This window comes from Variovorax sp. dw_954, from assembly GCF_018449755.1.
Lineage (GTDB): Bacteria > Pseudomonadota > Gammaproteobacteria > Burkholderiales > Burkholderiaceae_C > Variovorax.
This window is the reverse complement of record NZ_JAAVVD010000001.1, coordinates 596,687-610,524: the sequence shown is the minus strand read 5'-3', so window position 1 is coordinate 610,524 and position 13,838 is coordinate 596,687. Positions and strand designations below refer to the sequence as shown.

Sequence of the window (13,838 nt, the reverse complement as noted above, 5' to 3'; positions counted from 1 at the left end):
CGCGCCTCGGCACTGTCACGCAGCTGCCATAACATCCGCGCCTTCCTCACCTCTCCCTCAGGAGTCTTTTCATGCGATTCAAGACGCTCGCCGTGGCCTCGGCACTGGTTGCCACGCTGGTCGGCACGGCCCAGGCCCAGACCGAGATCCAGTGGTGGCACTCGATGACCGCCGTCAACAACGAATGGGTCAACGACCTGGCCAAGCAGTTCAACGAGAGCCAGAAGGAATACAAGATCGTCCCGACCTTCAAGGGCAGCTACGACGAGTCCATGACTGCCGCGGTCGCCGCCTTCCGCGCCGGCAACGCGCCCGACATCCTGCAGGTGTTCGAGGTCGGCACGGCCACCATGATGGCCAGCAAGGGCGCGATCGTTCCGGTAGGCCAGGTCATGAAGGATGCGGGCGAGAAGTTCGACCCGAGCGCCTACATCTCGGCGGTGGCGGGCTATTACACGGCACCCAACGGCCAGATGCTGAGCTTCCCGTTCAACAGCTCGACCACCATCTTCTATTTCAACAAGGATGCCTTCAAGGCCGCCGGCCTGCCGACCGACAAGGCCCCGACGACCTGGCCCGAGGTCGTCAACGCCGCCGCCAAGCTCAAGGCCTCCGGCCACAAGTGCCCGTTCACCACCGCCTGGCAGGGCTGGACGCAGCTCGAGAGCTTCTCGGCCTGGCACAACGTCGAATTCGCGACCAAGAGCAACGGCCTGGCCGGGCTCGACGCGCGCATGAAAGTCGACTCGCCGCTGCACGTGCGCCACATCGAGAACCTGGCCAACATGGCCAAGCAGGGCCTGTTCGTCTACAAGGGCCGTGGCAACGTGCCTGAAGCCTCGTTCATCTCGGGCGAGTGCGCCATGATCAACACCTCCTCGGGCTTCTACGGCAACGTGGCCAAGAACGCCAAGTTCGCCTACGGCCTGGCGCCCCTGCCCTACTACCAGGACGTGCCCGGCGCACCGCAGAACACCGTGATCGGCGGCGCCAGCCTCTGGGTCATGTCGGGCAAGAAGCCGGCCCAGTACAAGGGCATCGCCAAGTTCTTCAGCTTCATCTCCACGCCTGAAGTGCAGTCCGCCAGCCACAAGCGCACCGGCTACCTGCCAGTCACCACGGCCGCCTACCAGCTCACCGAGAAGTCCGGCTTCTACAAGGAGAACCCCGGCACCGACGTCGCCGTCACGCAGATGATCCGCAAGGTCACCGACAAGAGCCGCGGCATCCGCCTGGGCAACTACGTTCAGGTGCGCGCGATCGAGGACGAAGAGCTCGAACAGGTCTGGAATGGCAAGAAGACCGCGAAGGACGCGCTCGATGAAATCGTGAAGCGGGGCAACGAGCAACTGGAGCGCTTCCAGAAGGCAAACAAGGGTTAACGTCCAAGTAGACTCGCCCAGCCCGCCGAATCGACAGCCGGCGGGCTTTCTCTTTTGAGGCACCATGGAAAAACGCGTCTTCTTTCGTTCCGGCTGGCTGCCCTGGGCGTTGCTCGCGCCGCAGATGCTGGTCATCCTGGTGTTTTTCTTCTGGCCGGCCGGGCAGGCCATCCTGCAATCGATGCAGCAGCAGGACGCGTTCGGCACCTCGGTCGAATTCGTCGGGACGGAGAACTTCAAGCAACTGTTCGAAGACCCGGCGTACATCGAGTCGTTCAAGACCACGGCCTTGTTCTCGTCATTGGTGGCGGGCATCGGCATCAGCCTGTCGCTGGTCCTGGCCGTGTTTGCCGATCGCATCGTGCGCGGCGGCATGTTCTACAAGACGATGCTGATCCTGCCGTATGCGGTCGCGCCCTCGGTGGCTGCGGTGCTGTGGGTCTTCATGTTCTCGCCGTCGCTGGGCGTGGTCGCCTATGCGCTCGGCAAGCTGGGCTTCGACTGGAATCACCTGCTCAACTCGCGCCACGCCATGACGCTGATCGTGCTCGCCGCGGTATGGAAGCAGATCTCCTACAACTTCCTGTTCTTCCTGGCCGGCCTGCAATCGATCCCGAAGTCGCTGATCGAAGCCGCTGCCATCGACGGTGCGCGGCCGTGGCGCCGCTTCTGGACGGTGCAGTTCCCGCTGCTCTCGCCGACCACGTTCTTCCTGCTAGTGATGAACATCGTGTACGCCTTCTTCGACACCTTCGCCATCGTGCACGCGGCGACCAACGGCGGGCCGGGGCAGGACACCTCCATCCTTGTCTACAAGGTCTACCACGACGGCTTTCAGGCGATGGACCTCGGTGGGTCGGCCGCGCAATCGGTGGTGCTGATGGCGGTGGTCATCGTGCTGACGATCGTCCAGTTCCGCTACGTCGAGAAAAAAGTCCAGTACTAGATGAAACACCTCCAACGAATGCGACGTTCGATGCCTGCCGAGGCCCGGCATTTGGGGCATTTGAGGCGTTGGGGGCGGGATCACGCCGACGGCGTACTCTGCTCCGCGAATGTCCCCCGCCGTCAGACTTCGACTGCCAGCTCCTCCTTTATTTCGCTGCGCAGAGCACACCATCGACGCGATCCGGACGCGCCGTCATTGAGCGGCCAGTACGACACAGCGTGTCCTGGGCCAAGGGCGGTGGGTATCCCCCGCAGCGAAATAAAGGAGGAGGCCGAAGGCCGGGGGACATTCGCGGAGGGGGATACCCGCCGCCCTCGGACCGCGCCCCTGCTCTCGCCCGGGTCTTATGCGTCAACGCGGACGCACCACGCCATGGAGCACTGACATGGTCGAAAAACGCGGAACCAAAGGCATCCTCGCCCACGTGGTGATGGTGCTCGGCGTGCTCATCGTCGCCTTTCCGATCTACCTGGCGTTCGTGGCGTCCACGCATACGGCGCAGGAGATCGTGCAGACGCCGATGCCGCTGCTGCCCGGCAACCACATGCTGGAAAGCTACAAGTCGGCGCTGTTCGGGCGCGCGACCAGTGCCGGTTCCAACGCCCCGGTGGCCCACATGCTGTGGGTGAGCCTGGTGACGGCCCTGGTCATCTCCATCGGCAAGATCTCGATCTCGCTGCTGTCGGCCTTCGCCATCGTCTACTTCCGCTTTCCGTTCAAGAAGATCTGCTTCTGGATGATCTTCGTGACGCTGATGCTGCCGGTGGAAGTGCGCATCCTGCCGACCTACAAGGTGCTGTCGGACCTGAACATGCTCAACACCTACGCCGGGCTCACGGTGCCGCTGATTGCTTCGGCCACGGCGACCTTCCTGTTCCGCCAGTTCTTCATGACGGTGCCGGACGAACTCACCGAAGCCTCGCGCATGGATGGCGCCAGCCCGATGCGCTTCTTCCTGGATATCCTGCTGCCACTGTCGAAGACCTCGATCGCGGCGCTGTTCGTGATCCAGTTCATCTACGGCTGGAACCAGTACCTCTGGCCGCTGCTGGCGACCACCGGCGAAGACATGTACCCGATCGTGGTCGGCATCAAGCGCCTGATCGCGGGCGGCGATTCGCAGAACGAATGGAACGTGGTCATGGCCACCGCCATCCTCGCGATGCTGCCGCCGGCGCTGGTCGTGGTGCTCATGCAGAAATGGTTCGTCAAGGGCCTCGTGGACACGGAAAAATAAGAGAACAATGGCAGCCCTCTCCCTTCGCAACGTCATCAAGCGCTACGGCCACGGGCCGAAAGCCAACCAGGTCATCCACGGCGTGAGCGCCGAGATCGCCGACCACGAGTTCATCGTCATCGTCGGGCCCTCGGGCTGCGGCAAGTCCACGCTGCTGCGCATGGTGGCGGGGCTGGAGGACATCTCCAGCGGCGAGATCCGCATCGGCGAGCGCGTGGTGAACGACCTGGAACCCTCGGAGCGCGACATCGCGATGGTGTTCCAGAACTACGCGCTCTATCCGCACATGAGCGTGTTCGACAACATGGCCTACGGGCTCAAGATCGCCAAGGTGCCGGTGCCGGAGATCAAGACGCGCGTCGACAAGGCCGCGAAGATCCTCGAACTCGGCCAGCTGCTCAAGCGCAAGCCGCGCGAGCTCTCCGGCGGCCAGCGCCAGCGCGTGGCGATGGGCCGCGCCATCGTGCGGCAGCCGAAGGTGTTCCTGTTCGACGAGCCGCTGTCCAACCTGGACGCCAAGCTGCGCGCGCAGACCCGCATCGAGATCCAGAAGCTGCACCGCGAACTCGGCATCACCTCGCTTTTCGTGACGCACGACCAGGTCGAGGCCATGACGCTCGCGCAGCGCATCATCGTGATGAATGGCGGCGTGATGGACCAATTCGCTGCGCCCGAGGAGGTCTACAACCGGCCGGCCACCACCTTCGTCGCCAGCTTCATGGGCTCGCCGCCGATGAACCTGCTGCACCATGCGCCCGGCGTACGCCCGGGGCAGATTCTCGGTATCCGCCCGGAGCACCTGTCGCTCGACGAAAGCGGCTGGACGGTGCAGGTGGAATCGGTGGAACTGCTCGGCGCCGAGCGCCTGGTCTACGGCCGCATCGGCGAGGAGCAGATCATCATGCGCACCGACGAAAGCGATCACCCGCCCGTCGCCGGCGACACCGTGAAGATCGCGGCGCGCAAGGACAAGCTGCACTGGTTCGATGCCGGGTCCGGCAAGCGCGCGTCATGAGCATGGGGCCAACGATTTGACGAACTGGCCCTACCCCCGCTGGATCGCGCACCGCGGCGCCGGCAAGCTGGCGCCCGAGAACACGCTGGCCGCATTACGCGTCGGCGCCTCGCATGGCTACCGCATGTTCGAATGCGACGTGAAGCTGAGCGCCGACGACGTGCCCTTCCTCATGCATGACGCGAGCTTGCAGCGCACCACCAGCGGCCACGGCGTCGGCGGCGACAAGGCGTGGGCGGAGCTGTCCATGCTCGATGCCGGCGGCTGGCATTCGCGCGGGTTCGCAGGCGAGCCGCTCCCCACCTTCGAGAGCATCGCGCGCTACTGCCTGCACAACCGCTACATGCTCAACATCGAGATCAAGCCGACGCCTGGCAGCGCCGAGCGCACCGGCAAGGTCGTGGCACGGCGCGCGGCCGAACTCTGGCAGCCAACAGACGTGCCGCCGCTGCTCACCTCCTTCGAGCCCGACGCGCTGGCCGCCGCTCGCGACGCCGCGCCGGACCTGCCGCGCGGCCTGCTGCTCGACACCCCGCATCCCGATTGGCTCGTGACCGCGCAGCGGCTCGGCTGCGTCGCCATCGTCTGCAACCATGCCCTGTGGGACCGCCATACCGTAGCCAGCGCGCAGGCCGCCGGCATGCGCACGCTGAGCTACACCGTCAACGACGAGTGGGCGGCAGAGCGCCTGCTCGCGCTCGGCACCGACGGCATCATCACCGACCGCGTCGACCTGTTCAGCCCGTTGGCGTAGCGCGCCTACGACGGCGCCGGGACGCGCCTCCTATGATGTGGCGATGACCCTGATTTCACGCTGCTGCGCCGCGCTGCTCGCCCTGCTGCTGATGGGGCCGGCTCTGGCACAGGCGCCCGTCGCCAGCGCGCAAGCTGCCGCGGAGTCGACGCAAGAAGCGCCCGACATCAACATCGCCGACTTGCGCGCCCGCTTCTCGAAGTTGCCCGCCAGCGCCGACGACAACGACGGCCTGCGCGCACTGCTGGCGCAGATCAATGCGATCGCGGCGCAGGTCGACGCCTTCATCAACGCACGCACCGCGCCGCTGGCCGATCTCAACGCGCGGCTCGGCGAACTCGGTGCGGCGCCCGCTGCACCCGGCACCGAAGACCCGAGCATCACGCGCCAGCGCGCGGCGCTCACCAAGCAACGCAATGCGCTGGATTCCGACATACGCCTGGCCAAGCTGCTTGCCATCGATGCGCGGCAGCGCGGCACCGACCTGGTGAACCAGCGTCGCAAGCTGTTCGAAGCACAGCTCACCGAGCGCGCATCGTCGCCACTGGGCGGCGCCTTCTGGCTCGACATCCGCGACGCATGGCCCGACGACATTTCGCGGCTGCGCGCGCTGTGGGATGAGATGCGCCGCGGTGCGGCGGTCGCGAGCGAGCCGCAGCACCGTACCAAGGTGCTGCTCACCTTCGTGGCGGCGCTGCTGGTCGCCGTGCTCGGCAACCTGCTGGCCGAGAGCGCGCTGCTGCGGCTGGCCACGCGGCTGCTGCCGCCCGGCCGGCTTCGCCGCTCGCTGCTGGTCATCGCCTTCGTCGGCGCCAACGTGCTGCTGGTCGGTGCTTCCGCGCAATGGCTGGCGTCGGTGCTCGACGACAACGGCGCGCTCGGCGAGCAGACGCGCAAGGTGGCGCAGGCCGTGGTCGCGGCGAGCATCTTCATCTCCTTCGTGGTCGGCCTCGGGCGCGCGCTGCTGTCGGTCAAGCGGCCCTCGTGGCGACTGCCGCCGATGTCGGACGACATGGCGCGACGGCTTGCGCCCTACCCCTGGCTCATCGGGCTCATCGGTGCCATGGTGTGGGCGCCGGCCCAGGTCAACGCGGTGATCGATGCGAGCTTCGCTGCCGTGCTGGCGACGCACGTGATCACCGCGCTGGCGCTCACGGCGCTGATCGCCGCGATCGTGCTGCGGCTGGGGCCGGACGCTGCGCCGCCGCCTGCCCCGCCCGGCGCAACCACGGCCGATGCGCCAGTGCCCGTCGACCGGCCGATCTGGGTCGGCGTGCTGCTGAGCGCGGTGATGGTCGTGATCGTCGTCATCTGGGTGCTGGTGGCCATCGGCTTTGTCGCGCTCGCCAGCTTCCTGGCCGGCCAGCTGACCTGGGGCGGCATCGTCGCGGCTGCGTCGTACGTGATGTTCAAGTTCTCGGACGACCTCTTCACCGCGGTCGTCTCGTCGAAAAGCAGGTTCGGCGTGCGATTGCAGAAGAGCTTCGGCTTCGCGCCGCAAACGCTCGACCAGGCCGCCGTGCTGCTCTCCGGCGTCAGCCGCGTGGCGGTCTTCTTCTACATGCTGATCGCCTTGATGGCGCCCTTGGGCAGCGGACCCGGCGAGGTGTTCCAGCGCAGCGGTAAGTTCGGTTCCGGCTTCAAGGTCGGTGAATTCGAACTGGTGCCCGGCGCCATCTTCAGCGCGCTCGGCGTGGCGGTGGCCGGCTTCATCGCGGTACGCGTGCTCAAGCGCTGGCTCTCGCAACGCTACCTGCCGAGCACCTCGCTCGAGCCCGGCATGCAAAGCTCGATCTCCACGCTGCTCGGCTACGTCGGCAGCGTGCTGGTGGTGGCGTTCGCAATGTCGGCGCTGGGCATCGGCGTCAACCGCATCGCCTGGGTGGCGAGCGCGCTGTCGGTGGGCATCGGCTTCGGCTTGCAGGCGATCGTGCAGAACTTCATCTCGGGGCTGATCCTGCTGGCCGAGCGTCCGGTCAAGGTCGGCGACTGGGTGGTCCTGGGCACGTCGGAGGGCGACGTGCGGCGCATCAACGTGCGCGCCACAGAGATCCAGCTGGGTGACCGCTCGACGCTGATCGTGCCCAACTCGGAGTTCATCACCAAGATCGTGCGCAACATGACCTTGGCCAATGCCGAGGGCCGCGTGCTGATCCGCCTGCCCATGCCGCTGTCGACCGATGCGAAGAAGGTCCGTGCCCTGATGCTGGCCGCCTGCAACACGCATTCCGAGGTGCTGCCGACGCCGTCCCCCTCGGTCACGCTGGAAGGCGTCGAAGGCGGCGCGCTGATCTTCCAGGCGATCGCGTTCGTGGCCAGCCCGCGCCTGGCCGGCGGCGTGCGCAGCGACCTGATGTTCGAGATCCTCGACGCCTTGCGCACCGCCGACCTGCCGCTTTCCGTGCCCACCATGATGGTCGCCTCCGGCGCCGCGACGCCGATGGCCACGCCCGCCGAAGGCCCGCCGCCGCCCGCGCAGACCTGAGCCCCACGGCCGGGCGCGCCCGGCCGGTCCGCCGGTCATACGCCTTTGCAATCAGGCGCAGATCAAGGCGGAGCGCCGCAGACAGTGCAGTAGCAAGGCAAGGCAATCCAACGCAGTCATGCGATTGATTGCGAAGTCGCATCAGCGCCGCCACCCCTGCGCCAGCAACCACTGGCCGGTGCCGCAAACGACCACCAGTGCGGCATAGGTCGCGATCATGCCGTCGTGCCCGAAGAAGGCGAGCCCGCCTGCCAGAACGGCAACACCCGCTATGAGATTGATAGCAAACTGCACCCATCGGGCGGGCGCTTGCGGCCGTGCGGGCATCAGGAAGCCGGCCAGCAGGGCCAGCACAGCCGTGACGAAGAACGCCGGCGCGACAAAGTTCAGGAGGTGGTTCAGCAGGTCGAGCGCGGACATCGGAAGGGGCTGGAAAAAGATTTCTACGCCGACGATTGGGGGGCATCGCGGATGTGGCGCCCCGGGGGTCGCGCCAAAATTTTATAATCGGGGGATGTCTGTCTGGGCCCTTGGGTTGAACCACACGACCGCGCCACTCGACCTGCGCGGTCGTTTCGCGTTCGCGCTCGACCAGATCGCCCCCACCCTGCACAGCCTGCGCAGTTCCTTCGGCAGCCACCGGCATCCCCAGGTCGAGGCGGCCATCATCTCCACCTGCAACCGCACCGAGATCTATTGCGCCTCCGAGCACATGGCGCTGGACCACACGGTCGGCTGGCTGGCCGAAAGTGGCGGCGTCGCCCCCGCGCTGCTGCGTTCGCATGCCTACACCCTGCACGACGACGAGGCCGCGCGCCATGCTTTCCGCGTGGCCAGCGGGCTCGATTCGATGGTGCTCGGCGAGCCGCAGATCCTGGGCCAGATGAAGGACGCCGTGCGCGCCGCCGAGACCGCGGGCGCCCTCGGCAGCACCCTCAACCAGTTGTTCCAGCGCTCCTTCGCCGTGGCCAAGGAGGTGCGCACCGCGACCGAGATCGGCGCCCATTCGATCAGCATGGCGGCGGCGTCGGTCCGGCTCGCCTCGCAGTTGTTCGAGGACCTCGCCAAGACCCGCGTTCTTTTCGTCGGCGCCGGTGAAATGATCGACTTGGCCGCCACGCACTTCGCGGCGCGCCGGCCTCGATCCATCGTGGTTGCCAACCGCACCCTGGAACGCGGCGAGAAGCTCGCCACCCGCTTCGGCGGCGAAGCGATGCGGCTGGCCGAACTGCCGGGCCGACTGGCGGAATTCGACATCGTCGTCAGTTGCACGGCGAGCACGCTGCCCCTGATCGGCCTCGGCGCCGTGGAGCGCGCGCTCAAGCAACGCAAGCACCGGCCGATATTCATGGTCGACCTGGCCGTGCCGCGCGACATCGAGCCCGAAGTCAAGAAGCTTGAAGACGTCTACCTCTACACCGTGGACGACCTCGCGCAGGTCGTGCAGCAAGGCCAGGCCAGCCGGCAGGCCGCCGTCGCCGAGGCCGAAGTCATCATCGACGCGGGCGTTCAGAGCTTCATGCACTGGCTTGCCCAGCGCGGCACGGTACCGCTGATCCGGCAACTCAATGCCCAGGCCGACGAATGGCGCACGCTCGAACTGGCGCGCGCCCGCAAGCTGCTGGCCAAGGGCGAGGACGTCGAGACGGTGCTGGAAGCCTTGTCGCGCGGTCTCACGCAGAAGATGCTGCACGGCGCCATGGCCGAATTGCATGCCGGCGACAGCGCCGCACGCGAGCAGACGGCGCAGACCCTGTCGCGCCTGTTCCTGCGCAAAGAGCGTTAGCGACGCTCTCACGCCCCGCGCGTCCGCTGCCGAATGCGGACAGCCGAACGCAGAAGGCGCAAGGATTCGTGGGGGTCGTAAAAGGACCTCCAGAAATCTCCCGGCATTCCTTTGCGAAACCTTCGTGACTTCTGCGTCCGGTTCCCGCTCCCGCTCCTGACCCCGTCCCCATGAAAACCTTCCTCCGCCAGCAACTCGACCGTTACGCCCAGCGCCTCGAAGAACTCGACTTCCTGCTCTCGCGCGAAGACATCATGGCCGACATGGCCCAGTACCGGGTCTTGTCGAAGGAACATGCCCAGGTCACGCAGATCGCCGGGCGCTACCTGCGTTTCAAGCAGCGTGAGACCGACCTGGCCGGCGCGCGCGAAATGCTCGACGACCCCGACATGGCCGAGATGGCGCAGGAAGAAATCGCCTCCGCCGAAGACGAGTTGCAAAAGCTCGAAGACGAGTTGCAACGCCTGCTGCTGCCCAAGGACCCCGACGACACCCGCAATGCCTTCGTCGAAATCCGCGCCGGCACCGGCGGCGACGAGTCGGCCCTGTTCGCGGGCGACCTGCTGCGCATGTACACGCGCTACTGCGAGCGCGCGGGCTGGCGCTGCGAGATCGTCAGCGAATCGCCCAGCGAACTCGGCGGCTTCAAGGAAGTCGTGATCCGCGTTGTCGGCGACGACGTGTTCGGCAAGCTGCGCTTCGAGTCGGGCGGCCACCGCGTACAGCGCGTGCCGGCCACCGAGACCCAGGGGCGCATCCACACCAGCGCCTGCACCGTCGCCGTGCTGGCCGAGCCCGACGAGGCGGTCGCCGTGCAGATCAACCCGGCCGACCTGCGCATCGACACCTATCGTGCGAGCGGCGCCGGCGGCCAGCACATCAACAAGACCGACTCGGCCGTGCGCATCACGCACATCCCGACCGGCATCGTGGCCGAGTGCCAGGACGACCGCTCGCAGCACCGCAACAAGGCCAAGGCGCTGCAGGTGCTCTCCGCCCGCATCCAGGAGAAGGACCGCAGCGAACGCGCCGCCAAGGACGCTGCCGAGCGCAAGGGCCTGATCGGCACCGGCGACCGCTCCGACCGCATCCGCACCTACAACTTCCCGCAGGGCCGGCTCACCGACCACCGCATCAACCTCACGCTCTACAAGCTGCTGGCGATCATGGAGGGCGACCTCGGCGAGGTGCTGGCCGCGCTGCAGGCGGCGCGCGAGGCCGAGCAGTTGGCGGAACTGGAATCCTCCGTCCTGCCCGCCTGATGGCGATGACGATCCTGCAGGCGCTGCGTGCCGCAGCAACGCTCGGCGTCGACCGGCTCGATGCGCAGTTGCTGTTGCTGCATGCCCTGGGCCGGCCAGTGCACGAGCGCGCGTGGTTGCTCTCGCATGACACCGACGAACTGCCGCCAGCGGCACGGAATTCATTTGAGGCGCTCTGCACGCGTCGAGCTGCCGGCGAGCCTGCCGCCTACCTGCTCGGCGAAAAGGAATTCCACGGCCTCGCACTGCAAGTCGATGGGCGCGTGCTGGTCCCTCGGCCGGACACGGAAACCCTGGTCGACTGGGCTCTCACGCTCATGTCGGCCACCGCCGCATCGCGCGTGCTGGACCTCGGCACGGGCAGCGGCGCGATCGCCCTGGCGCTCCAGCACGCCCGCCCCGACTCGAAAGTCGATGCGGTCGACGCCAGCGCGGCCGCGCTGGAAGTCGCACGCGCCAATGCCAAGCGCCTTCGACTTCCGGTGCGATTCACCCAGGCCGACTGGCTGGCCGGCGCGGACGCCGGCTACGACCTCATCGTCTCCAACCCGCCCTACATCGCCGCTGACGACGCCCACCTCGCCGCCCTGCGCCACGAACCCTTGAGCGCGCTCGCCTCCGGCCCGGATGGCCTCGACGACATCCGCCAGATCATCCGGCAAGCCCCCGCCCACCTTGCCGACGGCGGCTGGCTGCTGCTCGAACACGGCTTCGACCAGGCCCCTGCCGTCCGCGCCCTTCTCACCGAACGGGGTTTCGCCGACGCACAAAGCCGCGACGACCTTGCCGGCATCGCCCGCTGCTCCGGCGCGATCTGGCGCACGGTGAAATAATCCGCCCCAACCCACCTACCCAAGGAGCCTGCCCATGAGCGACGCCCAGCAACGCATCGACGAACTCGTCAAGTCCAACGACATCCTGCTCTTCATGAAGGGCAATGCCAGCTTCCCCATGTGCGGCTTCTCTGGCCGCGCCATCCAGATCCTCAAGGCCGTCGGCGTCGACACCCGGTCGCTCAAGACGGTCAACGTGCTGGAAGACGACGGCATCCGCCAAGGCATCAAGGAATACAGCCAGTGGCCGACGATTCCGCAGCTCTACGTCAAGGGCGAGTTCATCGGCGGCTCGGACATCATGATGGAGATGTACGAGTCCGGCGAGCTGCAACAGGTCATCAGCGCCAACGCCTGACCCCGAAGCCCGAATGATCCGACCCCGGCAAGCGCGTGCCCCCGCGGGCGCCAGCAAGCAGGTGAAGCGCCGGGCATGGAGCCTGCCATGAGCCACGACCACGCCGACCACGGCCATCCGCACGCCGAACCCGCCTGGAAGCACGACGGCGTGCGCGTCATCCCCGGCAACCAGCTCGACGGCAACACCGCGCAAACGCCGGGCATGGACCGAAAGGCCGCCGTCAACTTTGCTCGCGTCGGCGCGCAGAAGCTCTGGGCCGGCACCGTGACCATCCATGCCAATGCCAAGACTGGCGCCCACCACCACGGCCACCTGGAATCGGTGATCTACGTGGTCAGCGGCAGGGCCCGCATGCGCTGGGGCGAGCAGCTCGAATTCACCGCGGAAGCCGGTCCCGGCGATTTCATCTACGTGCCGCCCTACGTGCCGCACCAGGAAATCAACGCGAGCGAGACAGAGGCCCTGCACTGCGTGCTGTGCCGCAGCGACGGCCAGGCCGTGGCCATCAACCTCGACATCGAGCCCGTCGAAAAGCCGGACACCGTGCTCTGGGTCGACCCCACGCACCCGCACGGCGGCGTGTAGGCGAGCGACGCGACTTGCGGTGCGCCTGTCGCAAAAAGCCAAAAACGAGAAAACTTAGACAGACACCGGCTTCGGGCACGGCTTATGCTGCTGTATCGAAGTGTTCGAAACCGGAGGTGTCTCATGGATTCCCGCAGTCTCGTCCCCGCTTCCCACGCATTCCAGCTGCCGGTGGCCAACCTGCGCAGCGTGTTCCAGACGCACGACGTTGAGCGCAAGCTCGCCAAGCTGCCCGACCGGGACCACGAAAACCTCCGCACCACCTACGAACGCATGCTCGAGCGCGGTCCGGAGCGCTTCCAGGTCAAGCCCAGCGGTGTGCCGCAGATGGCGGCCCTCTACGCCCAGTTGCCCAACTTCACCGAAGTCCTCGACGACGTGCGCCGCCACGTGGCGCTCGCGCAGGACAGCCGCGACGGCCTCGAAGTCACGCCCATGCTCCTGCTCGGGCCGCCCGGCATCGGCAAGACGCACTTCGCAAAGAAACTGGCCGAATTGCTCGGCACCGGCATGTCCCTCGTGCCGATGAACTCGATGACCGCGGGCTGGCTGCTCTCGGGCTCATCCTCGCAATGGAAGGGCGCCAAGCCGGGCAAGGTGTTCGAGACGCTGGTCGACGGCCAATACGCCAACCCGGTCATGGTGGTCGACGAGATCGACAAGGCCGGCGCCGATGCCCAGTACGACCCGCTCGGCGCGCTCTACAACCTGCTCGAGCACGACACCGCCCACAACTTCATCGACGAGTTCGCGGAGATTCCCATCGATGCCAGCCAGGTCATCTGGATCACCACGGCCAATGACGAGCGCAGCATCCCGGAGCCGATCCTCAACCGCATGAACGTGTTCGAGATCGAGGTGCCGACCCCAGAGGCCTCGCGCCAGATCGCGCGCAGCCTCTATGCATCGATCCGCGGCGAACACGACTGGGGCCGCCTGCTCAATCCGGAACCCTCGGACGACGTCATCGACCAACTGGCCACGCTGGCGCCACGCGAGATGCGCCGCGCGCTGATGACCGGCTTCGGCAACGCGCGCCTTGCGCACCGCGACGAAGTGCGCGTCGACGACCTGCCACGCGCCAGCGCGAACAAGAGCCGCATGGGATTCGTGCAATAGCTCGATGGCCGGGAAGACTGCTTCGGACAAGTCCGGCGCAGGACTTGTCCGGGGCCCCGTCCAGGTCATG

13 protein-coding genes are annotated in these 13,838 nt (G+C 66.7%); 12 read left to right on the top strand and 1 reads right to left on the bottom strand.

Going from position 1 to position 13,838, the window contains the following annotated elements; translation table 11 throughout:
- Positions 1-71 precede the first annotated feature (71 nt).
- The 6 genes from ugpB to HB681_RS02755 all read left to right on the top strand — a co-directional run bounded on the left by ugpB (position 72) and on the right by HB681_RS02755 (position 7,822).
- A complete protein-coding gene (gene ugpB / locus HB681_RS02780) occupies positions 72-1,382 on the top strand; it encodes a sn-glycerol-3-phosphate ABC transporter substrate-binding protein UgpB (protein ID WP_213953213.1) in 1,311 nt (436 codons plus the stop codon).
- A 64-nt stretch (positions 1,383-1,446) separates the two neighbouring features.
- Entirely contained in the window at positions 1,447-2,328 is an 882-nt protein-coding gene (ugpA, locus tag HB681_RS02775; protein ID WP_213953212.1) for a sn-glycerol-3-phosphate ABC transporter permease UgpA, read from the top strand.
- A gap of 388 nt (positions 2,329-2,716) precedes the next feature.
- Positions 2,717-3,568 carry a sn-glycerol-3-phosphate ABC transporter permease UgpE gene (ugpE, locus tag HB681_RS02770; protein WP_213953211.1) on the top strand — a complete coding sequence of 284 codons (852 nt, stop codon included), beginning with the start codon at positions 2,717-2,719 and terminating at the stop codon, positions 3,566-3,568.
- Positions 3,569-3,575: 7 nt separating this feature from the next.
- Positions 3,576-4,583 carry a sn-glycerol-3-phosphate ABC transporter ATP-binding protein UgpC gene (gene ugpC, locus HB681_RS02765; protein ID WP_213953210.1) on the top strand — a complete coding sequence of 336 codons (1,008 nt, stop codon included), beginning with the start codon at positions 3,576-3,578 and terminating at the stop codon, positions 4,581-4,583.
- Between the two features lie 16 nt (positions 4,584-4,599).
- The gene (ugpQ, locus tag HB681_RS02760) at positions 4,600-5,337 is read left to right on the top strand and encodes a glycerophosphodiester phosphodiesterase (RefSeq protein WP_256734792.1); all 738 of its coding nucleotides are present in this window, start codon (positions 4,600-4,602) and stop codon (positions 5,335-5,337) included.
- A 43-nt stretch (positions 5,338-5,380) separates the two neighbouring features.
- The gene (locus tag HB681_RS02755) at positions 5,381-7,822 is read left to right on the top strand and encodes a DUF3772 domain-containing protein (RefSeq protein WP_213953208.1); all 2,442 of its coding nucleotides are present in this window, start codon (positions 5,381-5,383) and stop codon (positions 7,820-7,822) included.
- A 141-nt stretch (positions 7,823-7,963) separates the two neighbouring features.
- On the opposite strand, the gene HB681_RS02750 is transcribed toward HB681_RS02755, so the two are convergent.
- Positions 7,964-8,242, bottom strand: coding sequence for a hypothetical protein (locus tag HB681_RS02750; RefSeq protein ID WP_213953207.1), 279 nt, complete (start codon positions 8,240-8,242; stop codon positions 7,964-7,966).
- 94 nt (positions 8,243-8,336) lie between these two features.
- Here HB681_RS02750 and hemA point away from each other — a divergent pair, with 94 nt between their 5' ends.
- The 6 genes from hemA to HB681_RS02720 all read left to right on the top strand — a co-directional run bounded on the left by hemA (position 8,337) and on the right by HB681_RS02720 (position 13,768).
- Positions 8,337-9,608, top strand: a complete 1,272-nt coding sequence (hemA, locus tag HB681_RS02745; protein ID WP_213953206.1) for a glutamyl-tRNA reductase — start codon at positions 8,337-8,339, stop codon at positions 9,606-9,608.
- 170 nt (positions 9,609-9,778) lie between these two features.
- Entirely contained in the window at positions 9,779-10,870 is a 1,092-nt protein-coding gene (prfA, locus tag HB681_RS02740; RefSeq protein ID WP_213953205.1) for a peptide chain release factor 1, read from the top strand.
- Positions 10,870-11,703, top strand: coding sequence for a peptide chain release factor N(5)-glutamine methyltransferase (gene prmC / locus HB681_RS02735; RefSeq protein WP_213953204.1), 834 nt, complete (start codon positions 10,870-10,872; stop codon positions 11,701-11,703). The genes prfA and prmC overlap by 1 nt, the downstream gene beginning before the upstream one ends.
- 34 nt (positions 11,704-11,737) lie before the next feature.
- A complete protein-coding gene (gene grxD, locus HB681_RS02730; RefSeq protein ID WP_213953203.1) occupies positions 11,738-12,061 on the top strand; it encodes a Grx4 family monothiol glutaredoxin in 324 nt (107 codons plus the stop codon).
- 87 nt (positions 12,062-12,148) lie between these two features.
- Entirely contained in the window at positions 12,149-12,649 is a 501-nt protein-coding gene (locus tag HB681_RS02725; RefSeq protein ID WP_213953202.1) for a cupin domain-containing protein, read from the top strand.
- 123 nt (positions 12,650-12,772) lie between these two features.
- Positions 12,773-13,768 carry an AAA family ATPase gene (locus HB681_RS02720; RefSeq protein ID WP_213953201.1) on the top strand — a complete coding sequence of 332 codons (996 nt, stop codon included), beginning with the start codon at positions 12,773-12,775 and terminating at the stop codon, positions 13,766-13,768.
- The last annotated feature ends 70 nt before the right edge of the window (positions 13,769-13,838 follow it).

Bases quoted from the DNA above. Each gene is read 5' to 3' on its own strand.
- grxD (WP_213953203.1), top strand. From the start codon at position 11,738: ATGAGCGACGCCCAGCAACGCATCGACGAACTCGTCAAGTCCAACGAC.
- prmC (WP_213953204.1), top strand. From the start codon at position 10,870: ATGGCGATGACGATCCTGCAGGCGCTGCGTGCCGCAGCAACGCTCGGC.
- ugpE (WP_213953211.1), top strand. From the start codon at position 2,717: ATGGTCGAAAAACGCGGAACCAAAGGCATCCTCGCCCACGTGGTGATG.
- HB681_RS02725 (WP_213953202.1), top strand. From the start codon at position 12,149: ATGAGCCACGACCACGCCGACCACGGCCATCCGCACGCCGAACCCGCC.
- ugpA (WP_213953212.1), top strand. From the start codon at position 1,447: ATGGAAAAACGCGTCTTCTTTCGTTCCGGCTGGCTGCCCTGGGCGTTG.
- HB681_RS02750 (WP_213953207.1), bottom strand. From the start codon at position 8,242: ATGTCCGCGCTCGACCTGCTGAACCACCTCCTGAACTTTGTCGCGCCG.
- hemA (WP_213953206.1), top strand. From the start codon at position 8,337: ATGTCTGTCTGGGCCCTTGGGTTGAACCACACGACCGCGCCACTCGAC.
- prfA (WP_213953205.1), top strand. From the start codon at position 9,779: ATGAAAACCTTCCTCCGCCAGCAACTCGACCGTTACGCCCAGCGCCTC.
- HB681_RS02720 (WP_213953201.1), top strand. From the start codon at position 12,773: ATGGATTCCCGCAGTCTCGTCCCCGCTTCCCACGCATTCCAGCTGCCG.
- HB681_RS02755 (WP_213953208.1), top strand. From the start codon at position 5,381: ATGACCCTGATTTCACGCTGCTGCGCCGCGCTGCTCGCCCTGCTGCTG.
- ugpC (WP_213953210.1), top strand. From the start codon at position 3,576: ATGGCAGCCCTCTCCCTTCGCAACGTCATCAAGCGCTACGGCCACGGG.
- ugpB (WP_213953213.1), top strand. From the start codon at position 72: ATGCGATTCAAGACGCTCGCCGTGGCCTCGGCACTGGTTGCCACGCTG.